This window comes from Dactylosporangium sp. NPDC051541, assembly GCF_044454505.1.
In the GTDB taxonomy this organism is placed as follows: domain Bacteria; phylum Actinomycetota; class Actinomycetes; order Mycobacteriales; family Micromonosporaceae; genus Dactylosporangium.
Window position 1 is genome coordinate 446,184 of the sequence record NZ_JBITDU010000004.1, and the last position, 24,835, is coordinate 471,018.

The following is a 24,835-nucleotide window of genomic DNA, read 5'->3' on the forward strand; positions in this document are numbered from 1 at the left end:
GCAACGATGCCACCGCACTGCAGGAAACGCATTATGTTGCCTAAGCTGGGACGGATGGGCGACACGGAGGTCAGCCGCGACCTGGCGGCGGTCGACTGGGCGGCCACACCGCTCGGGCCGCAGGCGGCGTGGCCGCCGAGCCTGCGCTCGGCGGTGCGCATCATGCTGGGCTCCCGCTTCGCGATGTGGATGGCGTGGGGGCCGGAGCTGACGTTCCTGTGCAACGACGCATACAGGCGCGACACGCTCGGCAAGAAGTACCCGTGGGCCCTGGGAAGGCCGGCGAGCGAGGTGTGGGCGGAAATCTGGCCCGACATCGGCCCGCGCATCCGCGGCGTCATCGACACCGGCGAGGCGACCTGGGACGAGGCGCTGCGGCTGTTCCTGAGCCGGGCCGGGTACACCGAGGAGACCTATCACACCTTCTCCTACAGCCCGCTCACCGACGACGACGGCACGATCGCCGGCATGCTGTGCGTCGTCAGCGAGGACACCGACCGCGTCATCGCCGAACGCCGCGTGACCACCCTGCGCGACCTGGGCACGACACAGAGTGAGACGGAGCTGTGGACCGCGGTCGCGGGAGCGCTCGGCGCCCGCTCGGACGACCTGCCATTTTCGCTGGTGTACCTGTACGACGCCGACGACGAGCCCGTGCTGACCTGCTCCACCGGCGTCCCCGCCGGTCACCCGTGCACCGACCCCGCGCTGTGGCCGGCTCCGGACGGCGCCGCGCACACCGTCGGCGGCCTGTCCGGGCTGCCCAGCGGCGCCTGGGACGAGCCGCCCTCCGCGGCCCGGGTCGTACCCCTGGGCCACTACGGGTTCCTGGTCGCCGGACTCAACCGCTACCGGCCCTTCGACGACGTCTACAGCGGCTTCGTCGACCTTGTCGCCGGGCAGATCGCCGACCGCCTCGCCGCCGCCCGCGCCTACGACAGCGAGCGGCAGCGGGCCGAGAGCCTCGCCGAGCTCGACCGGGCCAAGACCGCGTTCTTCACCAACGTCAGCCACGAGTTCCGCACCCCGCTCACGCTGCTGCTCGGCCCGGCCGAGGACGCCCTGGCCGACCAGGCGCGGCCGCTGCCGCCGGTGCAGCGGTCCCGGGTCGAGGTCGTCCACCGCAACGCCGAACGGCTGCTCAAGCTGGTCAACACCCTGCTGGACTTCTCGCAGCTGGAGTCCGGCCGCCTGGAGCCGCACCGGGAGCCGCTCGACCTGGCCCGGCTCACCGCCGAGCTGGCCGGGCTGTTCGCCGAGGCCGCGGCCCGGGCGGCGCTGCGCATCGAGATCGACTGCCCGCCGCTGCCGCGCCCCGTGTACGCGGACCGCGAGATGTGGGCCAAGATCGTGCTCAACCTCCTGTCGAACGCGCTCAAGTTCACGTTCACGGGCACGATCACCGTTCGCCTCTCGTCGACCGACGACGACGTCGAGCTCGCCGTCACCGACACCGGCGTCGGCATCGACCCCGCCGACCAGGCCCGCCTCTTCGACCGCTTCCACCGCGTCCAGGGCGTCCAGGCCCGCACCCACGAAGGCTCCGGGATCGGCCTGGCCCTGGTCGCCGAGCTGACCGCCCTGCACGACGGCTCGGTGGGCGTGCGCAGTGCCCCGGGCCAGGGCTCCACGTTCACCGTCCGGGTCCCATTCGGCGCCGGCCCAGTGCTTCCAACAGCAGATTCCACGGTGGTACCGCATGTGCCCGGATACCTCGCCGAAGTCGAACGGATGGTCGGTGCCCCCGCCACGTTCGTGGCACCGGCGGCGTCCGACCCGGCCGGGCCGAGGGTCCTGGTCGTCGACGACAACGCGGACATGCGCGAGTACATCCGCCGCGTCCTCGGCGCCGACTACCAGGTCGTCGAGGCGGCCGACGGCGTGGAGGCCCTGCGGCGGCTGCGCGCGGAGGCGCCGGATCTGGTGCTCACCGACGTGATGATGCCCAACCTCGACGGCTTCGGGCTCATCGCCGCCATCCGCGCCGAGGACGGCTTCGGCCACCTGCCGGTTATCGTCCTGTCGGCCCGGGCCGGCGACGAGGCGACCATCGAGGGCCTCGACGCCGGCGCCGACGACTACCTGGTCAAGCCGTTCAGCGCCCGGGAGCTGCGGGCCCGGGTCCGGGCCAACCTCGAGTTCGACCGCATCCGGCGCACCCGCGACGAGCTGCAACGCAACCGGGAGCTGCTCGACCAGGCGCAGCGCCTGGCGGCGGTCGGCTCGTGGGAGCTGGACCTGGCCACCGGCGACATCCGCGGCTCCGAGGAGTTCCTGCGCCAGTTCGCCGTCACCCCCGAGGAGCTGCTCGACGAGCACGGCCGCAACGTCATCAACAGCCGGGTCCTGCCCGGCGACCGCGACCGGGTCGACGCCGCGATCGACGCCGCCGCGGGTGGTGCGCCGCTGGACTACGAGTCCCGGGTGCGCATGGCCGACGGTACCGTCCGCGTCTTCCGCACCATCGGCGAGCTCGAACGCGACCCGGCCGGCCACCCCCTACGGCTGCGCGGCTCCAACCAGGACATCACCGAGCAGCGCACCGCCGAGCAGGCCATCGCCGCCGCGGCCGCCGCCCAGGAGGCCGCCGCCCGCGAGCACAGCATCGCCGACCAGCTGCAGCGCAGCCTCCTGCCCCCGGTCACCCTGGCCCCCGAGCACCTGGAACTGGCCGCCTACTACCGCCCGGGCGTGGCCGGCACCCAGGTCGGCGGCGACTGGTACGACGTCATCGAGCTCGGCGCCGACCGCACCGCCCTCGTCATGGGCGACGTGATGGGCCGCGGCGTCCAGGCGGCCGCGGTGATGGGCCAGCTCCGCGCGGCCGTGCGCGCCTACGCCCGCCTGGACCTGCCCCCGGCCGACGTCCTGGAGTACCTCGACGGCGTCGTGCGCGACCTGGGCGAGGACCAGATCGTCACCTGCGTCTACGCCGTCTACGACCCGGGCGAGCGCAGCCTGACCTACGCCAACGCCGGGCACCTCCCGCCGCTGCTGCTCCTGCCCGGCACCGCCCCCCGCCCGCTGACCTCATCGGGACCGCCTCTGGGCACCGGCCCGCTCACACTGGCCGAGGAGCGCGTCGAACTCCCGGTCGGCGCCCTGCTCACCCTCTACACCGACGGCCTGGTCGAGCACCGCGACCGCGACCTGGACGCGGGCATCTTCGCCCTGGCCGCGCTCGTCGGCGACCTGCGGGGCCCGCTGTCCGACGCCCCCGACCGCCTCGTCGCCCACCTCCTGCCGGACGGCCCCGACGACGACATCACGCTGCTGATGACCCGCGTCGTCGGCGAGCCCGGCGAGGAACAGTCGGTGATCCAGCACATCCCGGCCCACGAACGCGCGGTCCGCGACGCCCGCCGCCTGGTCGACACAACCTTGCGCCGCTGGAACGCCCCACCCCGCATCGTCGACGACATGGTCCTGGTCGTGAGCGAACTGACCGCGAACGCCGTCCTGCACGGCCGCCCCCCGATCCAGCTCCGCCTCCGCCGCACCCAGACCCACGTCGTCCTGGAACTGCACGACACCGCCCCCTACCTCCCCCGCAAACAACGCCCGTCCCCGGACGACGAACACGGCCGCGGCCTGCAACTGGTCGCCTCCCTGTGCGACCGCTGGGGCACCCGCCCGACCGCCGACGGCAAAGCCGTCTGGTGCATGCGGGCCGTGTCGTAGCGGCAGGCCGACCCGCTGGCCGGCGGGCCCGGCCGGCGAGCAGATCCGGCGGCCGGTTCAGGTGAGGGGGAACACCGGCTGCGCCCAGGGCGGTCGTGCTGACGGCTGGATGGACGTGACCCATTTGACCCACCAGAAGCCGCGGCGGCCGGGTGCGACGATGCGGGCCGGAAAGCCGTGGCCGTATGACAACGGCCGGCCGGCGACGCCGGTCACCAGCCAGACGTCGGTGAGCGTAGCGGCGCCGAACCAGCGGCTGTAGCCGGTTGCTGAGCGGGCCTCGACGCTGCGCCAGCCGTTGCGGGGTACTCCCGCCGCCGCGAGCAGGACGCTGAGCCGCACGCCGTCCCACTGCTGTTCGCTGTACCAGCCGCTGGTGCAGTCGAGCACGGCGGTGAACCGCTCGTGTGGAAGGTCGTGCAGGGCGTTGAGGTCGAATGCGGTCGGGCCGACTCGCAGCGTCCAATGTGCCGGGTCGATGCGCTGGACACTGTCGTCGAGCCACGATGTCACGAGCAGATCGGGCTTGGGCACGGACCCGGTGAACCGCCGGCCGGCGCCGGGTCCTCTGTCCCAGATCGTGGTCACGGCTGCGGTTCCCGCCGTCAGGGCGGCGAGCCGGAGCACTGCCCGGCGGTCGACGTCGGCGCGGCGTGGCCGCACGACATGCGTGCCGAAGTGGGCGGCGAGGACGGCGAGCGCGGTCACCGCGGCACCGACGTGGATCTGCATGAGTGTCAACGGGCCGACGTCCTCGAGGTGGCCGGTCGAGTGGATCAGGCCGCTGGCGATGGTGGTGAGGACGAGGAACGCGAGCGTGATCGACAGCCATTTCACGGCCGGGCGCCGCCCGGGCCGCCGCAGACCGCGACGGATCACCACGTACTTCCACGGTGCCACCAGCAGCATGGCCAGCGCGCCGGCGGCGTGCAGCTGGATGAGGTCGAGCGGCCAGTCGACGCCGACGGTGTTGGCGCCGAGGCCGGTCGCGACCCCGGCCAGCAGCAGGAGTCCCAGCACGAGGTCGACCCGCCGGCCACCCTGTCTGGTCCGGAGCCGTACGCCCATGCGACGACGTTAACGCGTACAGCAGAAGATGCGAGGTCCCGACCCGACGCGCTCGGCCGCCCGCACGCGGCCACGTGTCAACGGGCGCAGGCCGGTTCGTCGAAGATCTGTCGCACGGGTTGTCCCCTGGAAGACAGCGAGCGGAGCCGATCGGCCGCAGACTGCTCCATGACGACTATCAGAGAGTCTCACGGTGACGTCGATCAATGGGCCGGGATCGCGGCCGAGAGCGTTCGACCCAGCCACACTGCCGGAGGACAGCCTTCTCGGACGGCTCGCGATCCGGGTCTCGGCCCGGCCGAACGCGTCGACCTCGACGCTTTCCCGTTTGTGGACCCGGCTCATGCTGCGGCTGCTCGACCTGCTGGCCCGAATCTGGGCCGCCGTGTCGGCCGGGAACCCGGCACCGTCGATCGACGATGTCGCGCGTCGCGCGTTGGTGGCGTCCCGGTCGGCCGGAGGGTCCGAGGTCGGCACCGACGACCCGGTATCGCAGGCGGCCGATGACGGGTCCGTCGCGTCGGCCGCGGACGGCGAACCGGCCGGAACAGCGATGTCCGTGCCGCAGGCGGATGCGTTCCTGCACCGCTTGGAGGCCGACATTCGAACCGCGGCGGAGCTGGCGGAGCAGGACGCTCGAGACCTGCGGGCACGGGAACGCGTGCTGTTCTTCTCGATGCTGGTCGCCGCCGTGCTGACCTTTATCCTGGCCGTCCTCGGCGTGCTGCTGGCGTTCTTCGGGAGTCTCGCGATCGGCATCGTCACCGCCGGCGTCGCGGTGCTTCCCGCTGCCGGTACGGCGGCGCTGCGCACGATGGCCGCGTCGCTGCAGCGCTCCCGCGAACGCAAAACCCAGGCGGCGGCCGAAGACCGGCGGGTGTGGCAGGCGGTCCACGCGGCGATGTCGCTCCCGCACGGACAGAGCCGGGACGGCGCCATGCTGCAACTGGCCGATAGGTTCGCTCGCCGGCTCCCGCGGTAAGGGGCGGCGGGTTGACGACGGACGTTGATGTCCGTGCCGCTGGCGCGGCGTCAGACGGTGAGGGCGATCTTGCCGCCCGGGTGGCCGGCACGCAGGTGTTCGATGGCCTTGGCGGCGTCGGCAAGCGGAAATGTGCGGTCGATGGCGGGTATCACCGCGGCATCGGCCATCCATTGCCGCAGCGTGTCCAAGGGCTCTGGTGCGGGCTTCGACATCAGGCCGGTCAGCCGCTGGCGGGTGAAGGGGTTGAGCAGGCCCGCCCGCAGCTGGCGGTCGCTGCCCTGCAGCCACTGCCCGCCGCCCTGCTCCGAGCCGACGATGACGAGCGTGCCGGTCGGGGTCAGCAGGCGGCGCAGGGCCGGCAGTGAGCGGCCGCCGCCGGTGTCGAGGATGACGTCCCAGGTGCCCTGTGGTTCGGCCGCCGCGTAGTCGACGACATGCGCCGCGCCCAGCGACCGGACGAGGTCCATCTTCGCGGCCGAGCACACGCCGGTGACCTCCGCGCCGAGGTGCTTCGCCATCTGTACCGCGAACGAGCCGACCGCACCGCCCGCGCCCAGGACCAACGCCCGCTGCCCGGCCCGCAGCCGGCCCTTGTCGCGCAGGCCCTGCAGCGCCGCCAGGCCCGAGCAGGCGGCCGCCCCGGCCTGGACGAACGAGACGTTGTCAGGCTTGCGGGCGAGGCGGTCCTCGTCGGACTTGGCGAACTCGGCGAACGTCGCGTCGCCGACCCCGAACACCGCGTCGCCGGGGCGCAGCCGGGTCACCTCCGCGCCGACCGCGGCGACGACCCCGGCCACGTCCATCCCGAGCCCCGCCAGCTTCGGCCGGAGCAGTCCGAACCCGGCCGCCCGGATCGCATACGGCCGGCCCGTCGCCAGATGCCACACACCCTGGTCGACCCCGGCCGCCCGGACCTCGACGAGCACCTCGCGGGCCCCGATCTCCGGCACGGCAACGTCCTGGACCTCGAGCGGCGCCCCATATCGCGCCCGGACGATGGCTCTCACGGCTCCTCCTCCGGATATTGAAAAACGGTTTCCAGTGGTACTGCGAACGCCCGCGCGATCTGAAAAGCGGCTTCCAGCGTGGGGGAGTACTTTCCCTGCTCGATCGCGTTGATGGTCTGCCGGGTGACACCGATGCGGGCCGCCAGTTCCGCTTGCGTCATTTCGTTGTGCGCGAAGCGCAGTGCCCGGATCGAGTTCGTGACGCGGGTCGGCTTGCCCACGGGTTACATCCCCCGCCGATACGCGACGATCTTCACGACCGCCGACACCAGCGCCGCCAGCGTGAACGACAGGTAGAGGGAGTTCGCGATCCAGAAGTACGGCGCCTCACGCATCGCCAGCCCCAGCGGCACGATCGCGGCGATGCTCATGACGTAGAACCCGATGTACTCGCCACGCTGCCCGATCGCCCGGTCCCGCTCGTCGGCGGCCTCCCGTTTCCCGCTCCCGCCCGCGAGCGCCCCGGCAACCCCATTGAGCACAATCGACACGCCGACCGCGATCGTCAGCGCCCGCGTGTAGTCACTCCCAGCCAGCCCGCCCGCCGGCGCCCGAGCGACCAGCACGATCGCGTAGACGACCGGCACCACAACCGCGACAACGGCATAAATCCAGGCCCGCTTCTCCAGGTAGGACACAGCGATCCACCCTCCACTCCAACTCCGATGTCAAACATCTTCGACACCAAGAAGGTAAAGCGATCGCGACACCGTGTCAAGGATTCTTTACACATCCAACCGTCAACCCACACGCCACCCGCCCCAAGCGCCGGCCGACGTGCCTGACGCGGGCCGCCCGGGTCATGGTCGACGTCGATGGCGTGGTGCTGATCGCGTGACCTGACAGTGGTCAACGTTGACTGCCCGGTGTTGACAATCGTCGACGTTGATTGCGCGGTGTTGACAATGGTCGACGTTGATTGCGCGGTGTTGACAATGGTCGACGTTGATTGCGCGGTGTTGACGGTGGCCGACGTTGCCAGCCGATCCCAGCCGATGGCGATCGCGGTGCCGTAGCGGGTCGTGGCGGTCGATGTGATCACCGCCGGGTCGGACCAGGTGTCGGCGTCAGCGAGCCGGAACTCCCTGCCGTGCTTGGACGGCCGTCCGTTCGAACCGGGTTCCCGGGCCGCGACGGGCAGTCGCAGGACCCGGTCGGCGCGGATTCTGCCCAGGACCTCGACCGGCAGATCGGCGAGGAGGAACGCCAGCCGGGCCAGGTCGTACCCGGCGTCGAACACGAGCAGCACATCCGGGTCGCCGGCACGCCACTGCCCGCCCGTCACGAGGCGGCCCACCACGGCACGGACCTGCGCGGCGGTGACCTCGGCGACGTCGTCGTCCGGTCCCAGCCGGACCGCGTCGAGGACCGCCGTCCACGACGCCCGGCCCGACTCGAGGGCGGCGATGAACGAGTACGGCCAGCCCGGAATGTACTGATCGGCGTTGCGGCCACGACCGTGGACGTGGCAGAACAACCGGTCCGGGCTCGTCGCCGCGTCCGGCCGCAGCCACGAACTGACATCGACCGCGAGCATCAACCGCCCGTCCCGCGCCCGCGGCAACCCGAGCCCGGCCAGGGCCGTACGCAGCCGTTCGACGTCGATCCGGCCCTGGTTCAGCCCGTCATACATCGCGCCGTGACCACGCCGATGCTCCGCAACCAGCGTCAGTTCGCGGGCCAGAACTTTGTTCGTGCGCTGGAACTTTGTTCTACGTGGCGGTCGGCGCCAGCAGCGTCTGGATGTAGGCGCCGATCTGCGCCACCTGCTCCGGGCTCGGGTCCGCGAACTGCACCCCGAGCTCGTCATGGTCGTCGGCGTCGATGTGCCGCACGGCCCGGCCGGGCAGGTGCAGCTCGTGCGGGCCCAGGTGCAGCGTCAGATCGAGCTCGGCCGCGAGCGGCGGCCGCAGCCCCTCCTTGAACCCGCAGCGCAGCCCGCTGACGGACAAGTCAAGCAGGTCCCCCTCGATGTCGCGGCCGTTGTGCCGGACGCTGACCTTCCCCTCGACCGCGGCCCGGCTGTGCTGGCGCCGTTCGAGCCGGTCGGTGACCTGGGCCAGGTTCTCGATCCGGGCGATCGCCTCGCGGACGCTGCCGACGAGCTGCCGCACCGAGTCCCGCTGCCGGGCGGCGACACCGGTCAGGTCGGCGGTGACGGCACCGACCGCGTGGACGCCCTCGCTCATGTCGGTGATGACGCCGGACATGGCGCCGGTGTCGGACCCGAGCGCGGAGACGGTCGCGGTGATCTCGGCGGTGGAGTCCTTCGTCCGCGACGCCAGGTTCTTGACCTCGCCGGCGACGACGCTGAACCCGCGGCCGGCCTCACCGGCCCGGGCCGCCTCGATGGTGGCGTTGAGGGCCAGGAGGTTCGTCTGCCCGGCGACCCCGGCGATCAGGTTCGCGATCCCGTCGACCCGGCCGAGGCTGGCGTTGACGGCGTCGAGGACCCCGCCGGCGTCACCGGCCCGTTCGACGAGGCCGCGGGTGACCCGGTCGGCGTCGGCCGCCTGCCGCTCGATCGCGTCGGCCGCCCCCATCACCTCGTCGGCCTGGGCCATGACGTTGCGCAGCTCGCTCAGCACGCCGGCGCTGGTGTCGTCGATCACCTCCCCGGCCCGCCGCCGTACCGTCTGCTCGGCCAGCTGCTGCCGCACGTTCGTGGTCATCAGCTGGCTCTCCTTGGCCGCCCGCTCCTGCTGCAGCCGCACCTCCTGCTGATGCATCGCGTCGAGCATCTCGTCGATGGCCCGGCCGAGCTCGGCGATGTCGTCAGTGCCTTCGGGGCGCACCCGCAGCAGCTTGTCGCCGGAGCGGATGATCTCCTCGGTGGTGCGCCGCAGCGGCCCGACCCGGCGGCGCAGTGCCGCCCGCACCGACCACAGCATGAGCGCGACGAGCACGACGGTGGCGGCGGCGACGAACACGAACAGTTTCACGGCGGTACTGCTGGCCGCCGCGTGAATCGGCCGCGCCGCCACGACCTCGAGGACCACCTGCCCGCCGTTGACGGTGGCGATGGTGGCGTCCATCGCGATGTGGTGGGCGCCGGTGACGACGGTGGCGATGGCGACGGTCCCGAGCTGGCTCTGCCGCCGCGGCTGGGCCGCGACCCCCGGGCGGGCCCGCGCGGCGAGCGCGATCGGCAGGTCGATGGCCCGGCCGAGGGTGGCGACCCGGTCGGCGTCGAGGCGCTTGAACATGAGCAGGCCACCGGACGGGGTGCCCTCGCCGCTGGTCGGATAGGTGGGGACACCGCAGAAGAGGTACGGCGCGTCGGCCGACACGATCCCGCAGATCGCCTCCCCGGCCGGCTTGGCCGGGTCGAACAGCGTGCGCAGCACCGCCGGGTCGCGCAGCTGCGGCGGCGGGGGCAGGAACGTGTCGCCGGTGCTGGTCATGCCGCCGACCCGCAGCGTGCCGTCGGCCCCGACGCCGAGGAGCGCGTCGATGTCGTTGACCTCCAGCTGGGCGCTCGGCGGCAGGTCGGCGGTGAAGCCGGCCTGGTCGGAGCCGGCGACGTCCTGGTACGAGTTGTCCCAGACCGCGTTCGTGGCGCCGAACGACGTCAGCAGCTGCGCCTGGGCGTCCAGACCGATCCGGATCCGGTCCGCGTCCTGCGCCACCTGCCGGGCCTCGAGCTGCTCGAACGCGCTCGTGGTGATCATCTGCATCACCAGGAACGCCACGGTCAGCCCGGCCAGGGCCGCGGCCACCGGCAGCAGGCGGCGCGCGAACCGCCGCCGTCCCTGGAGTCCCACCTCATGCTGTTCGGCACGCGGACGGCCAACCTGAGCGTCACTCCCCGGCGAGGACCGCGTTCGTCCAGCCGCCCTCGACGATGCCCTCCCCGTCGACCCAGACGCCCCAGTCGACGACCTCGGGCTCGCGGACGACCGTCGGCCGCCCGGTGCGCACCGCCGGGTCGATCTCGGCGTCGGACATGCTCACCCCGTGCAGCCGCCGCGCGTCCGGCCACAGCGTCACCGTCGACCAGATCAGCTCCGTCGCCTCGCCCCGGGTCAGCCGGTGCTTGACGATCAGGTGCTGGTCCTGGCCGAACTCCCCGGCCAGGAACCGGGTCCGGGCCTGCGGCAGCGCCTCCCGGGCGGTGGCCACCGCGGCCTGCATCCGCTCGTCGTCCGGCGCGTGCCGCACCGACGTCGACTCCACCCCGAACAGCTCGGCGGCCACGCGGGCCAGGAACTCCCCGGCCGAGAAGCTGAACCCGTCCGGCGGCACGACGGTCAGCACCGCGTCCAGGTCCGGGTCGTCCACGTCGAGCCGCAGCTGCACCAGCGCCGAGCGCTGCCCGGCGTCCGGCCCGGGGATCGACCCGTAGGCGAAGACGGCGTCGGCCTCGGTCACGGTCAGGTCGTGCGGGATGCGCACGAACGCCTCGCCCCGGGCCCGCTCGACCGCCTGCGCCCACCGCACCACCAGCGCCCGGGCCAGCCCGGTCAGCGCGCTCGTCCAGGCCCGGGCCAGGGTCGGCGGGACGTCGAGGACCTGCAGCTCCGGCAGCCCGAACCGGCCCAGCCCCCGGGTCGTCATCCACAGGCCCCGATCCCCGGTCGACTGTGGTACCGCGACCCAGGCACTGAACAGCGACCGCCCGTCCGGCCCCGGCAACGACGCGAGGGCGGCCGCCGGGTCGAGGATCTGCGGCGTGAACAGGTCGACGAGCGTGCCGCCGGTGTCGGCGGCGATCCCGGCCGCGACCGCGCGGGCGTGCCACTCGTGCGCGGGCGGCCAGCCGGCCCCGAACACCGCCTGACAGACGACGTAGTGCGTGGCGTCGAGGATCGCCCGCAGCCCCTCGGCCTGGGCGCCGAAGATCCGCAGGTGGTCGATCGGCAGCGGCGGCGCGTCCCCGGCCGGCACGACCGTCACCGACATCAGCGGCCCGTCGAGCATCTTCAGCACCGCCTCCCGCAGCGGCCCCACGACCCGCCCGGCGGCGTCCCGGGCGGCCGCGACCGGGTCGGCGGGTGGGCGGGTGGTCGCCACGACATAGGTGGCCATCACGTTCTCGGGCACGCTGAGCACGATTTCCACCGGCACATCTTATGCGCGAGCCTTGATGGGTACTCCTTCGAGCCCGCGTCGCCGCATGAGTATCGCGAGCAACAGGTGCCCGTCGCCGCCCCCGGTCGAGAACACTCGCCGAACCGCGGACCAGCCCCCGAACTCCGCTCCATTGTGGACGGCCCGGCCGTCCGGTGCGCACCCCCGGGCGCCGGGTACGCTGCTCCGATGGCGTATCCGGCCCTCCCGATGACGTATCTGGTCAGCGACAACACGGCCGGCATACACCCGCAGGTCCTGGCCGCGATCGCCGACGCCAACCAGGGCCACACGCCGTCCTACGGCACCGACCCCCTGACCGCCCGCGCCGAAACTCTCATCCGCACCCACTTCACCCCGGCCGCCGAAACGGTGTTCGCCGTGACCGGCACCGCCGCCAACGTCATCGCCCTGGCCGCCCTGCTGCGCCCATACGAAACCGCCCTCTGCGCCGAATCCGCCCACATCGCCGCCGACGAATGCGCCGCCCCCGAGCGCTTCACCGGCGCCCGCCTGACCATTGTCCCCACCGCCGACGGCCGCCTGACCCCGGACCAGGTCACCGCCTTCGCCCGGGCCGGCGACCCGCCGCACTCCCCCATCCCCCGAGCCGTGTCGATCGCCCAACCGACCGAACTCGGCACCGTGTACTCCATCGCCGAGCTCCGGGCCATCGCCGCCACCGCCCGCGAACACGGCCTGCGCCTGCACATCGACGGCGCCCGGCTCGCCAACGCCGCCGCCGCCCTCGGCACCGGCCTCGCCCAAGCCGCCACCGGCGCCGACATCGTGTCCCTCGGCGGCACCAAGAACGGCGCCCTCGCCGCCGACGCCGTGATCTTCCTCGACCCGGCCCTCGCCGGGCCGCGGCGGCACATCCAGAAACAGGCCATGCAGCTGCTGTCGAAGGGCCGCTTCGTGGCCGCGCAGTTCGTGGCGTTGCTGGACGGAGAGCTCTGGCTGACCAACGCGGCGCACGCCAACCTGATGGCCGGACGGGTCGCGGAGGTCATCGCCGGGGTGCCCGGAGCCTCGATCGCGCTGCCGGTGCGGACGAACGCCGTCTTCGCCACGCTGCCCGGGGATTCCGGGCCGCCTCGGCGGTTCATGACCTCGTTCGACACGACGCAGGGCGACGTCGACGCGTTCGCTCGCGTGCTTCACACAGCGTTCATCGGATGATCCGGGGAACGGCCCGAGCGGCTGATGCCCGGCGCGGGTCCGTATCCATAGATTGAGCTCGTGACCTCAGTGGGGCCCCGGCTCGGCATCGACATCGGGGCGGCCACCACCGTCGCGGCGGTGGCCGGGCCGGACGGGGGGATCAGGCCGCGCCGGTTCGACTCCGACCTGCCCGCGGCCGGGTTCGATGAGCCTGAGCTGGTCGCTTCGCTGCTCGCTCGGGTCGCCGCCGAGATGCGGCGGGAGCGGGGTGGCCGGGAAATCAGTCAGAAGGCGACAACTCCGACGAATCTCGATATTTCGGAGTTCAGTGTCATCCTCACGCATCCCGCGGCCTGGCGGGCCGATCGCCGGCGGGTGCTGGCCGACGGGGCGCGGCTGGCCGGGCTCGGCGAGCCGGCCTTCGTGGCCGAGCCCATCGCGGCCGCCCGATACTGCACCGCCGTCCTCGGCCACCGCGTGCCCGACGGGAGCTGCCTCGTCGTCTACGACCTCGGCGCGGCCAGCCTCGACGTGACAGTCGTGCGCCAGGCGGCGGACGGGCTCACCATCGCCGCGGCCGGTGGGCTGCTCGACGCCGGCGGGCTCGATCTCGACGCCGGGTTGATCCGGCTCGCGCGGCATCGGACCGGCGGTGATCCGGCGTGGGAGCGGCTGGACCGGCCGCGGGGGCCGGAGGAGGCGGCGGCCCGGCTGCGGCTGTGGCATTCGGCCCGGGCCGCCCGTGAGGAGCTGTCGAGCAAGCCGTCGGCCGAGCTGTACGTGCCGTTCTCCGGGCCGGTCACCGTCCACCGCGACGAGTTCGAGCAGCTCGCCCGGCCGTTGTTGCACAAGACGGTCGAGTGCGCGGTCGGCGTGCTGCGGGAGGCCCTCGTCACGCCGCAGGAGATCGCGGCGGTGTTCATGGCCGGCGGGGTCAGCCGGACGCCCCTCGCGGCGGAGCTGCTGCGGCAGGGGTTGCGGATCGAGCCGATCGTCGGCGAGAACCCCGACCTCGCGGTCGCCTGCGGCAGTGTGCGGCCGGCGGCGCGGTCAGGTGCGATCGCTCCGCCGTCGCTGGCCCGGCCGCGGATCAAGCCGGCGCTGCTGCGCACGTTCTCCCCCGGTGGGATCGTGCGCAAGGCGCCACCCGTGAACGCGATCGCGGTGAGCCCGGACGGGCGGCTCCTCGCGGCCGGTGGCGACGATCGCAAGGTGCGGATCTGGGACATCGAGTCGGCGCAGATCCGGCACACGCTCACGGATCATGACGGGCCGGTCCGGGCGGTCGCGTTCAGTCCCGACGGTACCCTCGTCGCCTCGGCCGGAGGTCACCCCCGCCGGCCCGCACGGACGGTGAAGGTCTGGCACACCGACGAGGGGCGCCGCCGCAACGTCTACGACGCCGACCCGGGCGGCCCGGCGGCGCTGGCGTTCCACCCGGCGGGGCGGCTGCTGGCCACCGCCGGCCGGGACGGTGCGATCAGGATCTTCGATCTCATCGATGCCCGGGTGTACGCCGACCGCCCGGACGGAGGCGCCCAGCTGCACGCGCTCGCATACAGCCGCGACGGTTCGGTGCTGCTCACCGGCGACGACGGCGGGCGGGTCACGATGCACCCGGGCGATCCGGTGCTGCCGCAGGGCGGTTCGGTCCTGGCCGGGCATCGCGGGGCGGTGCTCGGCGTGGCGTTCGGGGCCCGGGTCGTGGCCAGCGCCGGGGCCGACGGGACGGTCCGGCTGTGGGACGACGCGGGGCCCGGCCGCACCCTGACCGGGCACACGGACCCGGTGACCGCCGTCGCGTTCGACCCGGCCGGGACGCTGCTGGCCAGTGCCGGCCTGGACTCGACGATCCGCCTGTGGGACCCGGCCTCCGGCGCCCACGTGCACACCCTCGACGGGCACGACGGCGCGGTCCGAGCGCTCGGCTTCACCCCCGACGGCGCGATCCTGGCCTCGGCCGGCGCGGACGGCGCGGTCCGCCTGTGGAACGTCGCCCCCCGGTCCTGAACCCGCCGTCGAGGCCGAGGACGAGCACCGCCGGTGCCGTGACCGCCGCGCACGCGAGCAGTGACCGGGCGACGGAGAAGCGTCGGCCCAGCCAGCCCGCCGGTGGCCCGCCCGCGATCTCGCCGAGCGCACCGACCGTGCCGACCGCCGACAGGACCGTGGCCCGCTCGGCGGCCGTGGTTTGGGCAACGAGCCACGTCGTCCACAGTGGATCGGCGGCGGCTCGCAGGGCCCCGGCCAGTACCAGCGAAAAGGCCGCAACGAAGAACGACGTGCTGAGCGCGAACACCGCCATCGCCGCCACCTGCACGGCCAGCACCGCGGCGAGGGCGCGGCCGCCGCCGGGCAAGGACCGGAGCAGCCGGGTCAGCGGGATGGCGGCGACGATGGTGACGATCGCCAAGGTGGAGAACCACGGGGCAGGAGCCGTCGACGGTACTGTCGTGAGCACATGATCCGGCCCGAGCCGATCGAAGCCCTCCCGGCCGAGCGCGACGAACAGTGTCGCCAGTGCGAGGGTGCGCACGCCGGGCGCCCAGCGCGGGCCGCCGCCGCGGGAGCCGGAGCGGGGCGCGGGCACGAAGCCGGAGCGGAGCGCGGGCAGCAGGACGAGCCCGAGCAGCAGCCAGGCCGCGCCGCCCACGAGCATCGGCAGGGCCGGGCGGACGGTGGCGAGGGCGGCCGCGGTGAGCATGCCGGCGACGGTCGCGGCCTGGCCGAGCTGGGCGCCGCGGGTCAGGGCGGCGCCGATCCGGTCCTCGCCGAGCTCGTCGGCCGCCCACGCCTCGAACGCGCCGTCGAAGCAGGCCGCGCCGGCCCCCCACAGCGCGGTGCCGGCCAGGGTCGCGGCGAGGGTCGGCACCGCACCCTGCAGGACGGTGCCGGCGCCGGTCAGGAACACGCCGAGCAGCACGGGCAGCCGCCGCCCGCGCGCGTCGGCGAGCAGCCCCATCGGCACCTGCGCGAGGAGGTACACGCCCTCGAGCACCGTGCCGACGAGGACGAGCCCGAGCGGCCCGAGCCCGACGACCTGGATCTGGAAGAGCACGTTGAGGGTGTACGCGCACGACGAACCGAACGCGCCGACCCCCGAGACGAGCAGGAACACGCCATACGGGCGCACGGGCTTCGCTCCTGGGACGCGGTGGAGCGGCCCCCGGCGGCGCGGCGATCAGCGAGTCGTGCGAGCGGCCACCGGGGCACCGCGGGACACGGTGCGGGCGATGGCTGTCATGGGGTGCACGCTACGCCGGTCCAGACTCGCCGGGCCAGTGGTTAAACGCTCGGGGCCGTTCATACGTATTCCAAGGTTGTGGCGATCGCGAACGGGGGCCGGTACATGTGGATCAGGGTGGTGCTGGCGCTGGCGACCGTCGTGCTCGTCGCGACCGGCCTGACCGCCGCGGCGCCGCGGGAGCCGGCCGCATCGGGGGTGCCGCGTTTCGACCACATCGTCCTGGTGATGTTCGAGAACCGGGCGTATGCGCAGATCCGCGGGGCCGCCGACGCCCCGTACCTCAACGCTCTCGCCGATCAGGGTGCGACATTCACCCGGTCCTACGCGATCACGCATCCGAGCCAGCCGAACTACATCGCGTTGTTCTCCGGCTCCACGCAGGGTGTGACCAGCAACGACTGCCCGCAGCGGTTCACCGGCCCGAACCTGCACGCGCAGCTGGCCGGGGCCGGCCTGACGTTCACGGGCTACTCGGAGTCGATGCCGGCGGACGGCTACACCGGCTGCGTCAGCGGCACCTACCAGCGCAAACACAACAGTTGGGCGAACTTCTCGAGCGTCACCGCGACGTCGAACCGGACGTTCGCGAGCTTCCCGTCCCCGGCCGACTTCGCGTCGCTGCCGACGGTCGCGTTCGTCACGCCGGACATGTGCAACGACATGCACGACTGCCCGGTCGGCACCGGCGACTCGTGGCTGCGCACCAACCTCGACGCGTACGCGCGGTGGGCGAAGACGCACAACAGCCTGCTGATCGTCACCTTCGACGAGGACAACCACCTGGCCGTCAACCAGATCTTCACGGTCTTCGCCGGCGCCCGGGTCGAACCCGGCTCCTACCCCGGGAAGATCAACCACTACAGCGTCCTGCGCACCATCGAGGCCGCCTACGGCCTGCCCGGCCTCAACGCCGCCGCCAACCTGTCCCCCATCACCGACATCTGGACCTGACCGCCCGTGTACCTCTCCACAGTGGACACCCCCGCGGCCGGCCCCGGGCCCGGGCGTTCCCGCAACGCCCGTGTCGCCACGACGGTCCTGGCCCTGGGCACGGTCAGCCTGATCACGGACATCTCGTCGGAGATGGTCACGGCGATCCTCCCCCTGTACCTGATGCTGACCCTGCACCTGGGCCCCCTCGGCTACGGCGTCATCGACGGCCTCTACACGGGCGCGACCGCCCTCCTGCGCCTGGTCGGCGGCTACGTCGCCGACCGCGTCCGCCGCCGCAAAGCCGTGGCCGCCACCGGCTACACCGTCTCCGCCCTGGCCAAACTGGCCCTCCTGGCCGCCGGCTCCTCCGTCCCCCTCTTGAGCGCGGTCATCGTCGCCGACCGGGCCGGCAAGGGCCTGCGCACCGCCCCGCGCGACGCCCTGATCACCCTGTCCACGCCCCCGAACCACCTGGGCCGGGCGTTCGGCGTCCACCGCGCGATGGACAGCGCCGGAGCGTTCGCCGGCCCCTTGGCCGCGGTCGCGGTCCTCGGCGCCTCGGCCCACTCGTTCGACGCCGTCTTCGTGACCAGCTTCGGCATCGCCGCACTGGGCGTGTTCGTCCTGGCCACCTACGTCCCCGACCACCGCGGCCCGGCGTGGCCGACGCCACCTCCCTCGCCGCCACCGCCACCGCCGGCGTCGGCGCCGGGCAAGACGCCACCGGGCAGCACCACCGGCCCGGACCAGCCCGCGACGGCGAGGGTTTCGATCCGGGCCGCGGCCGCGCTCCTGGCCCGGCGCGAGTGCCGCCTCGTCGTGCTCGCCGCCGCCGTCATGGGCCTGGCCACGATCGGCGACGGGTTCGTGTACCTCCTGCTGCAACGGCACCACCGCCTGGCCGCGGGCTGGTTTCCGCTCCTGGCCGTCGGCACCAATCTCGTCTATCTCCTCCTCGCCGTGCCGCTGGGGCACCTCGCCGACCGGGTCGGGCGGGTGCGGGTCTACGTGAGCGGGTTCGCCGCCCTCGCCGCCGTCTACGTCACCCTGGGCACGGGCGGCACGGGGACGGGCGCGCTCGTGGTGACGGTCGCCCTGTATGGGACGTTCTACGCGGCCACCGACGGGGTGCTGATGGCCCTGGCCGGGCCGCTGCTCCCGGAGGCACTGCGGACGACCGGGATCGCGCTGGTGCAGAGCGGGCAGTCCATCGCATATCTGGGCTCCTCCATCCTGTTCGGGCTGGCGTGGCAGCTGTGGGGCCCGGAGCCGGCACTCCTCACCGCCGCCGCGACCGCCGTCCTCGCCCTCCTCCTCGTGACCTCTATTTTCCGGACCGGTACGACAAAAAATGCGTAAGATCTTATCAACGTCGATCGCCGTCGCGCTCCTCGCCGCCGGGGCGGGCGGATACATCCACGCGGCCGCGCACCGCGGCGACGCCGATGCCACCGCGACCGAGGCCGTCGACGTCGGGCCGGGCCGGCACCGCATCCTGGTGCGCAGCACCGCCCCCGGATCGACCGGGCACCTCGCCCTCGTCCAGGGCGAGACCCGGAAGACCTCGAGCGTCACCTGCGACCGGGCGTATGCGGCCGCCGGGACCGTGATCTGCCTGCGGCCCGACGGCCCCCTCGCCACCTACCAGGTCGCGATCCTGGACCGGAGCCTCGCCGAGCGCGACACGTACCCGCTGGTCGGCGTGCCCAACCGGGCCCGGGTCTCCGCCGACGGCCGCCTCATCACCTGGACGGCGTTCGTGACCGGCGACTCGTACAACGGCGGGCGGTTCTCGACCAGGGTCGGGGTCCTCGACACGCGGACCGGGAACCTCCTCGCCGACACCCTCGAGTCGTACGCGCTCACCCGGGACGGCCGCCCGTATCAGGCCGCCGACGTCAACTACTGGGGCGTCACCTTCGCGGAAGACGACAACACGTTCTACGCCACGATGTCGACGGCCGGGCACCGGTACCTCGTCCGCGGCGACCTCACCGCCCGCACCGTGACGACCGTCGCCGAGAACGTCGAGTGCCCGTCGCTGTCGCCGGACGGCACCCGGATCGCGTTCAAGCAGGCCGTCGGCGGCGACCCGGCGAAGGGCTGGCGCCCGGCCGTGCTGGACCTCGCCACCCAGCGCACGACGGTCCTCACCGAGACCCGCTCCGTCGACGACCAGATCGCCTGGCTGGATGACACCACGGTCATGTACGCGCTCCCCCGCGGCCAGGGCCACGCCGACGTCTGGTCCGCCGAGGCCGACGGCACCGGCACCCCGGCGATCCTCATCCCGGAGGCCGAGTCACCGGCGTCCGTCCCATAGCGATCGAAACCCTTGAGCAGCGCCCTACCAGGTAGTAACTTGTCCGGATGCGAACCCTGGCACTGCTCATCGCGGCCGTGGGCATCCTGCTGGAGGGCCTGGTCATCGGCGTCACCCTGTTCGCGCTCGGCGGTGTCATCGACGCCTACTCCATGTCGATGGCCGGCACCGACCCGTCCGTCGCGCAGGCCGCGCTCAAGGTCGGCGGGGTCGTCCTGGCCCTGTTCCTCGTCGTCCTCGCCGCCGGGCTGGCCGCCGCGGCCGCCCGCGACCGGCACGCCCGCAAGATGGCGTTCGTGGCGATGATCATCCAGTGCGCCGTCGTCGTCATCGCCGGCCTGGCTCTGGGCTGGGCCGTGTTCGGCGGCACCCTCCTGGTCCTCGGCACACTGCTCTACGCCCTGCTCGACGACAGCCAGCAGCCCGCGACGCGCTGACGGCCCGACCGGCGGCCGGGCCGAGCGCCGGACAGTGGCATGCTTGCCCGGTGCGGATCACCACCCTGGGCGAGCTCGCCGTCGACGGCCGTCCGGTGCGCGGTGAACGCCTGGCCGCCGTCGTGCGCGCCCTCGTCGAAGCCCGGGGCCGCACCCTCACCCCGGCCGCCCTCGCCGAGGCCGTGTGGGGTGGCACACCACCGGACGACGCCGCGGGCGCCGTCCACGCGCTGATCGCGCGGGCCCGCAAGCTCGGGCTTCCGGTGACCGCGGCGCCGGGCGGCTACCGGGTGTCCCCCGACGACATAGAGCCGGATGTGGTACTCGTCCAGGCCCACATCGACACCGCCCGCCGAGCACAGGACCCCGCCGAGGCGGGTGAGCACGCGGAGGCGGCCCGGGCCTGCTTCCCGGCGGCGCCCGACCTCACCGGCAGTACCACTGCCGCATTGTTCGCCGCAGTGACCTCGGCCCGCGCCCAGGCCGCCCTCGCCACGAGCCGCCCCGCACCCGGCCTGGAGGCGGACCTGACGCTGCTGGCGACCCGGACCCCGCCGCACGAACCGTCGGCCGCGCTGCTCATGCGGTTGCTGGCCGCGGAGGGACGCCCGGCCGAGGCCCTCGCGGTGATGGAGCGGCTGCGGGAAACCCTGGCCGAGCTCTACGGCAGCGACCCGTCCCCGGTCGTCGCCGAGGCCCACCTGGCGGTCCTGCGCGGCGAGGCGAAGCCCCGCGCGGCCAGACCGGGCGGCAAGGGCCGGCCGCTGCCGCCGGCCTGGCGCCGGGCCACCACCGCGATGCTGGGACGGGAACCGGACGTGGCGGCGGTGCGGGCGGCCCTCACGCAGGCGCCGCTGGTCACCGTCGTGGCCGTCGGCGGGGCCGGGAAGACGCGGCTGGCGGCCGAGGTCGCACGGCGGCGGGCGGCCGAGGGCGGGCCCGTGCACGTCGTCGAGCTGGCCGGGGTGCGGGCCGCGGCCGAGGTGCTGCCGGCGATCGTCGCGGCCGCCGACCCGGGCCCGGGCGCCACCGAGAAGATCATGACCGTGGGTGAGCGGCTCGCCGAGATCGCCGGCCTGGTCGTCCTGGACAACTGCGAGCACCTCCTGGCCGGGGCCGCCGACGCCGTCGCCGAGCTGCTGGCCGCGACCCCGGACGTGGCGGTCCTCGCGACCAGCCGGGCGCCGCTCGGGCTGCCCGGGGAGGTCGTGCACCGGCTGGCGACCCTCGACGACGAGGCCGCCCTGGCGCTGCTCACCGCCCGGGCCCGGGCCGGCGGGGCGGCCGTCACCGAGGACCCGCGGCTGCAGGCCCTGTGCCGGCGCCTCGACAACCTGCCCCTCGCGCTGGAGCTGGCCGCGGCCCGGCTGCGGCACATGCCGATCGAGGACGTCCTGGCCGGCCTCGACGACCGGTTCGGGCTGCTCGACGCCGCGCTGCGGGGGCTGCCGGACCGGCACGCCAGCCTGTGGGCGATGGTCGACTGGAGCCGCGAGCTGCTCGGCCCCGCGGAGCAGGTGCTCCTCGAGCGGCTCGCCGTCATCCCGGCGCCGTTCACGAAGGCGGTCGCCGAGCACGTCGCCGGGGCCGGGGCCGGACTGGCGGTGCACCTGGCGAATCTGGTGGAGCAGTCACTGCTGGTGCTCGAGGACGGGCACCGCTACCGGATGCTGGAGACGGTCCGCGAATACGGCGAGGCCCGCCTGGCCGCCGCCGGCGGGCGCGACGCGGCCATGGACGGCCTGGTCGCGTGGGCCCGGGGCGAGGCGGTGCGGCTGCACGGGGAGTTCATCGGGCCGGGGCAGCTGGCCGCGTTCGCGCGGTGCGGCGCCGAGCAGGACAACCTCGTGGCGGCGCTGCGGCACGCGTGCGGGCGCGACGACGCGGCCGCCGTCGACATCGCGGTGCCGCTGTTCCACCTCTGGACGGTACGCGGGCTGCACGGCGAGGTCGCACCGTGGGCGGCGCTGCTGCTGCGGGCCGGCGACCCGGTGGCGCGGCGGGAGTATCCGCTCGTGCGCGTGGCCGACCCGGACCGGCTCACCTGGCTGTGCCTGCTCGCCGGGATCAACGCGTTCGCGACCGACGCGCACCGGGTGTTCACCCTGGCCGAGCGGGTCCTGCGGCGGCTGCGGCGGGACCGGCCGGACGCCCGGGTCTCACCGCGGGCGGCGGCCCTGGCCCTGGTCGTGCCGGCCCTCGGCGAGCTCAACCTCGACGTGGGCCTGGCCGCGGCCGAGGCGCTCATCGCCCAGCCCGACCCGTACGGGCAGGGGTTCGGGCTGTTCCTGCGCGGCGTCATCCGGGAGAACCGCGGCGACGCCGTGCCGGTCGCCGAGCGCACCGCCGACGCCCAGCTCGCCTACCGGCGGTTCGAGACGGCCGGCGACAACTGGGGCATGGCGATGGCGGCCCAGATGATCGGCGCGCAGGGCGGCGCCGACGCGGCCGACTGGCTGCGCCGCGGGGCCGGGCACATGGAGCTGCTCGGCGCGGCCGAGGACGCCGGCTCGATCCGGGTCATGCTCGATGCGCAGCTGGCGCAGATCGGCGACGACGCGGCCGCCGAACGGCTCCTCGACGTCGCCAACGCCGAGCCGGTCGCGGCGCCCGTCGGGTTTCAGGTCATGGACGCCGCCCAGGCCAACCTCGGGCTGGCCCACTACGCGTGGCGGCAGGGCCGGCGGGACGACGCCGTCGCGCACGCCGAACGGGCGGCCGCCGCCGCCGGGGAGGGCACGGCCCCGGTGCCGCAGATCCGGGTCGTGTTCGGCACCGCCGCGGCCGCGTTCAACCTGCGGGCCCGCGGCCGGGCCGGGGCCGCGCGGGCCGCCGGCTTCCTGGAGACCGTCCGCGACGAGGCGCTCAGCGGGATCGACGTGCCCTCGCTGGGCATCTGGGCGCTCGGCGTGGCCGCCCTCGCCGCCCACCTCGGTGACACCGGCGGGGCGCGGGAGCTGTGGACGCTGGGCGTGCGCTGCTCGGCCAACCCGGCCCAGCTGTTCGAGCCGGGCACCGACCCGGTGCTCGACGCGGCGGTGGGCCGGACCGCGGACGAGCCGCAGGGCCCGGGCTTCGGGGACTGGCGGACGCGGCCGATGACCGAGGTCACCGCCCGCGTCCGCGGCCTGGCCGGGGTACACCTTCAGACCTTGCGGCGGTAGGCCCGCAGGGCCAGGGGCATGAAGATCGCCACCAGGGCCGCCGACCAGCCCAGGGTCCACCACACGTGGACGCCGTAGCCGGGGGTGCCGAGGAACAGCCCGCGCATCGCCTCGACCAGGTGGCTGAGCGGGTTGTTGCGCACGAAGCCCTGCATCCAGCTCGGCAGCGTCGTCGTGCCGACGAACACGTTGGAGGCGAACGTGAGCGGCAGGACGATCAGGAAGCAGATGCCCTGGACGGCACCGGACGTGCGGGCGATCATGCCGATCAGGACCGGAGCCCAGGACAGGGCCAGGGCGAAGACGACGGCGAGGGCGCAGCCGGCGATCGCGTGCAGGGCGTCGGTGCCGACGCGGAAGCCCAGGATGTAGGCGAACCCGAAGGTGGAGATGGTCACCAGGACGTACCGGACGATGTCGCCGAGCACGGCGCCGATCAGCGGGGCCGCTCTGGGGATCGGCAGGGACCGGAACCGGTCGAAGATGCCCTTCTCGATGTCGGTGTTGAGGTTGACGCCGATCGAGATGGCGCCCATGGCGATCGTCTGGGCGAGGATGCCCGGCATCACGAACTGCAGGTAGTCGTGGGTGGAGCCGGAGATCGCGCCGCCGAAGATGTACACGAAAATGATCATGAACAGGGCGGGCTGGACGGTGACGTCGATCAGCTGCTCCGGGGTGCGCATGGTCTTGATGAGACTGCGCTTCGTCAGCTCCAGGGAGTGCCTGATCAGCTTGAACGGCTTCGGGGCGGGACGGTCGAGCACGATGGCGGTCATACCGGGACCTCGCTTTTCTGATTGCTGGCCGACGTCAGGGTGAAGAAGACCTCGTCGAGCGAGGGCAGGTGCAGGGACAGTTCGGTGACGGTGAGCCCCTCGGCGGCGAGCCGGGCGACGGCGTCGGCCAGGGCCGTGTCGCCGTCGACGGGGACAGCGAGGACGCCGGGGCGGATCTCGTCGGCGGCCGGGCCGGAGGAGACCTTGGTGAGGATCTCGGCGGCCCGGGACAGGTCGTGCTCGTCGGACGGGCGGACCTCGAGGGTCTGACCGCCGACCCGGCGCTTGAGCCGCTCCGGGGTGTCGTTGGCGATGACCCGGCCGTGGTCGATGACCGTGATCTCGTCGGCCAGGGCCTCGGCCTCCTCCAGGTACTGCGTCGTCAGCAGCACCGTGGACCCGTCGCGCACCAGCTGGCGCACCACGTCCCACATGCCCTCGCGCTTGGCCGGGTCGAGGCCCGTCGTCGGCTCGTCGAGGAAGATCACGTCGGGCCGCCCGACGAGGCTCGCGGCCAGGTCGAGGCGGCGGCGCATGCCCCCCGAGTAGGTCTTCGCGGGCCGGTCGGCGGCGTCGGTGAGGTCGAACCACTCCAGGAGCTCCGCCGCCCGGCTCTTCGCGCCCTGGCGGCCCAGGTCGAGCAGCCGGCCGAAGAGGACCAGGTTCTGCCGGCCGGTGAGGTCCTCGTCGACGGAGGCGTACTGGCCGGTCAGCCCGATCGCGGAGCGGACCTTCTCGGCGTCGCGGACCACGTCGAAGCCGCCGATGCGGGCCTGCCCGGCGTCGGGTTTGAGCAGCGTGGACAGGATGCGCACGGCGGTGGTCTTGCCGGCGCCGTTGGGGCCGAGCACACCGTGCACGGTCCCGCGCGGGATGACCAGATCGACACCCTGCAGTGCCTTCGTCTGGCCGAAGTGCTTGACGAGGCCGGAAGCCTCGACCATCACATCGCTCGGATTCGTCATGCCGTTCACGGT

The 24,835-nt window shown here is 73.4% G+C and carries 18 protein-coding genes and 1 pseudogene; 9 read left to right on the forward strand and 10 right to left on the reverse strand.

The features are described 5' to 3' along the window. Window positions 1–54: 54 nt before the first annotated feature. On the forward strand, window positions 55–3,681 hold the full coding sequence (locus tag ACIA8L_RS21575; protein ID WP_395907104.1) for a SpoIIE family protein phosphatase: 3,627 nt from the start codon (window positions 55–57) through the stop codon (window positions 3,679–3,681). A gap of 57 nt (window positions 3,682–3,738) precedes the next feature. Here ACIA8L_RS21575 and ACIA8L_RS21580 read toward each other — a convergent pair whose 3' ends face one another. After that, window positions 3,739–4,749, reverse strand: coding sequence for a molybdopterin-dependent oxidoreductase (locus ACIA8L_RS21580; protein WP_395907106.1), 1,011 nt, complete (start codon window positions 4,747–4,749; stop codon window positions 3,739–3,741). 328 nt (window positions 4,750–5,077) lie between these two features. Between ACIA8L_RS21580 and ACIA8L_RS21585 the strand changes: the two genes are divergently transcribed. Then, window positions 5,078–5,731 (forward strand): hypothetical protein, encoded by a 654-nt coding sequence (locus ACIA8L_RS21585; RefSeq protein ID WP_395907108.1) that lies wholly within the window; start codon window positions 5,078–5,080, stop codon window positions 5,729–5,731. Between the two features lie 50 nt (window positions 5,732–5,781). On the opposite strand, the gene ACIA8L_RS21590 is transcribed toward ACIA8L_RS21585, so the two are convergent. The 6 genes and pseudogenes from ACIA8L_RS21590 to ACIA8L_RS21615 all read right to left on the reverse strand — a co-directional run bounded on the left by ACIA8L_RS21590 (window position 5,782) and on the right by ACIA8L_RS21615 (window position 11,802). Then, a complete protein-coding gene (locus ACIA8L_RS21590; protein ID WP_395907110.1) occupies window positions 5,782–6,741 on the reverse strand; it encodes an NAD(P)-dependent alcohol dehydrogenase in 960 nt (319 codons plus the stop codon). Next, window positions 6,738–6,962: a helix-turn-helix transcriptional regulator gene (locus ACIA8L_RS21595; RefSeq protein ID WP_395907112.1), complete on the reverse strand. Its 225-nt coding sequence runs from the start codon at window positions 6,960–6,962 to the stop codon at window positions 6,738–6,740. Before ACIA8L_RS21595 ends, ACIA8L_RS21590 begins: the two co-directional genes overlap by 4 nt. A gap of 3 nt (window positions 6,963–6,965) precedes the next feature. Beyond that, window positions 6,966–7,232: a hypothetical protein gene (locus tag ACIA8L_RS21600; protein ID WP_395907114.1), complete on the reverse strand. Its 267-nt coding sequence runs from the start codon at window positions 7,230–7,232 to the stop codon at window positions 6,966–6,968. Between the two features lie 461 nt (window positions 7,233–7,693). Further along, window positions 7,694–8,416: pseudogene (locus ACIA8L_RS21605) on the reverse strand (transposase); the annotation flags it as partial. A gap of 37 nt (window positions 8,417–8,453) precedes the next feature. Further along, window positions 8,454–10,505, reverse strand: a complete 2,052-nt coding sequence (locus ACIA8L_RS21610) for a methyl-accepting chemotaxis protein (RefSeq protein ID WP_395907116.1) — start codon at window positions 10,503–10,505, stop codon at window positions 8,454–8,456. 37 nt (window positions 10,506–10,542) lie between these two features. Beyond that, the gene (locus ACIA8L_RS21615; RefSeq protein ID WP_395907118.1) at window positions 10,543–11,802 is read right to left on the reverse strand and encodes a DUF2314 domain-containing protein; all 1,260 of its coding nucleotides are present in this window, start codon (window positions 11,800–11,802) and stop codon (window positions 10,543–10,545) included. Between the two features lie 198 nt (window positions 11,803–12,000). Here ACIA8L_RS21615 and ACIA8L_RS21620 point away from each other — a divergent pair, with 198 nt between their 5' ends. Then, window positions 12,001–12,993 carry a threonine aldolase family protein gene (locus tag ACIA8L_RS21620; RefSeq protein WP_395907120.1) on the forward strand — a complete coding sequence of 331 codons (993 nt, stop codon included), beginning with the start codon at window positions 12,001–12,003 and terminating at the stop codon, window positions 12,991–12,993. A gap of 60 nt (window positions 12,994–13,053) precedes the next feature. Then, window positions 13,054–14,985, forward strand: a complete 1,932-nt coding sequence (locus ACIA8L_RS21625; protein WP_395907122.1) for an Hsp70 family protein — start codon at window positions 13,054–13,056, stop codon at window positions 14,983–14,985. Here the strand turns inward: ACIA8L_RS21625 and ACIA8L_RS21630 are convergent. Further along, complete coding sequence (locus ACIA8L_RS21630; protein WP_395907124.1) at window positions 14,906–16,108, reverse strand: MFS transporter; 1,203 nt, start codon at window positions 16,106–16,108, stop codon at window positions 14,906–14,908. The genes ACIA8L_RS21625 and ACIA8L_RS21630 overlap by 80 nt on opposite strands. Before the next feature lie 216 nt (window positions 16,109–16,324). Between ACIA8L_RS21630 and ACIA8L_RS21635 the strand changes: the two genes are divergently transcribed. The 5 genes from ACIA8L_RS21635 to ACIA8L_RS21655 are packed head-to-tail and all read left to right on the forward strand — an operon-like array spanning window position 16,325 to window position 23,079. Continuing rightward, window positions 16,325–17,173, forward strand: a complete 849-nt coding sequence (locus ACIA8L_RS21635) for an alkaline phosphatase family protein (protein ID WP_395907126.1) — start codon at window positions 16,325–16,327, stop codon at window positions 17,171–17,173. Between the two features lie 21 nt (window positions 17,174–17,194). Continuing rightward, entirely contained in the window at window positions 17,195–18,514 is a 1,320-nt protein-coding gene (locus ACIA8L_RS21640) for an MFS transporter (protein WP_395907128.1), read from the forward strand. Continuing rightward, window positions 18,507–19,478, forward strand: coding sequence for a hypothetical protein (locus ACIA8L_RS21645; protein ID WP_395907130.1), 972 nt, complete (start codon window positions 18,507–18,509; stop codon window positions 19,476–19,478). Before ACIA8L_RS21640 ends, ACIA8L_RS21645 begins: the two co-directional genes overlap by 8 nt. Window positions 19,479–19,525: 47 nt before the next feature. Beyond that, a complete protein-coding gene (locus ACIA8L_RS21650; protein WP_395907132.1) occupies window positions 19,526–19,915 on the forward strand; it encodes a hypothetical protein in 390 nt (129 codons plus the stop codon). Window positions 19,916–19,965: 50 nt separating this feature from the next. Beyond that, window positions 19,966–23,079: a BTAD domain-containing putative transcriptional regulator gene (locus tag ACIA8L_RS21655; protein ID WP_395907134.1), complete on the forward strand. Its 3,114-nt coding sequence runs from the start codon at window positions 19,966–19,968 to the stop codon at window positions 23,077–23,079. Here ACIA8L_RS21655 and ACIA8L_RS21660 read toward each other — a convergent pair. Both ACIA8L_RS21660 and ACIA8L_RS21665 read right to left on the reverse strand, forming a co-directional pair. Continuing rightward, window positions 23,061–23,858 (reverse strand): ABC transporter permease, encoded by a 798-nt coding sequence (locus ACIA8L_RS21660; protein WP_395907136.1) that lies wholly within the window; start codon window positions 23,856–23,858, stop codon window positions 23,061–23,063. The genes ACIA8L_RS21655 and ACIA8L_RS21660 overlap by 19 nt on opposite strands. Continuing rightward, a complete protein-coding gene (locus tag ACIA8L_RS21665) occupies window positions 23,855–24,823 on the reverse strand; it encodes an ATP-binding cassette domain-containing protein (RefSeq protein ID WP_395907138.1) in 969 nt (322 codons plus the stop codon). Before ACIA8L_RS21665 ends, ACIA8L_RS21660 begins: the two co-directional genes overlap by 4 nt. Window positions 24,824–24,835: the final 12 nt, after the last annotated feature.

Bases quoted from the DNA above. Each gene is read 5' to 3' on its own strand.
- ACIA8L_RS21575 (WP_395907104.1), top strand. From the start codon at position 55: ATGGGCGACACGGAGGTCAGCCGCGACCTGGCGGCGGTCGACTGGGCG.
- ACIA8L_RS21580 (WP_395907106.1), bottom strand. From the start codon at position 4,749: ATGGGCGTACGGCTCCGGACCAGACAGGGTGGCCGGCGGGTCGACCTC.
- ACIA8L_RS21620 (WP_395907120.1), top strand. From the start codon at position 12,001: ATGGCGTATCCGGCCCTCCCGATGACGTATCTGGTCAGCGACAACACG.
- ACIA8L_RS21635 (WP_395907126.1), top strand. From the start codon at position 16,325: ATGTGGATCAGGGTGGTGCTGGCGCTGGCGACCGTCGTGCTCGTCGCG.
- ACIA8L_RS21645 (WP_395907130.1), top strand. From the start codon at position 18,507: ATGCGTAAGATCTTATCAACGTCGATCGCCGTCGCGCTCCTCGCCGCC.
- ACIA8L_RS21650 (WP_395907132.1), top strand. From the start codon at position 19,526: ATGCGAACCCTGGCACTGCTCATCGCGGCCGTGGGCATCCTGCTGGAG.
- ACIA8L_RS21660 (WP_395907136.1), bottom strand. From the start codon at position 23,858: ATGACCGCCATCGTGCTCGACCGTCCCGCCCCGAAGCCGTTCAAGCTG.
- ACIA8L_RS21665 (WP_395907138.1), bottom strand. From the start codon at position 24,823: ATGACGAATCCGAGCGATGTGATGGTCGAGGCTTCCGGCCTCGTCAAG.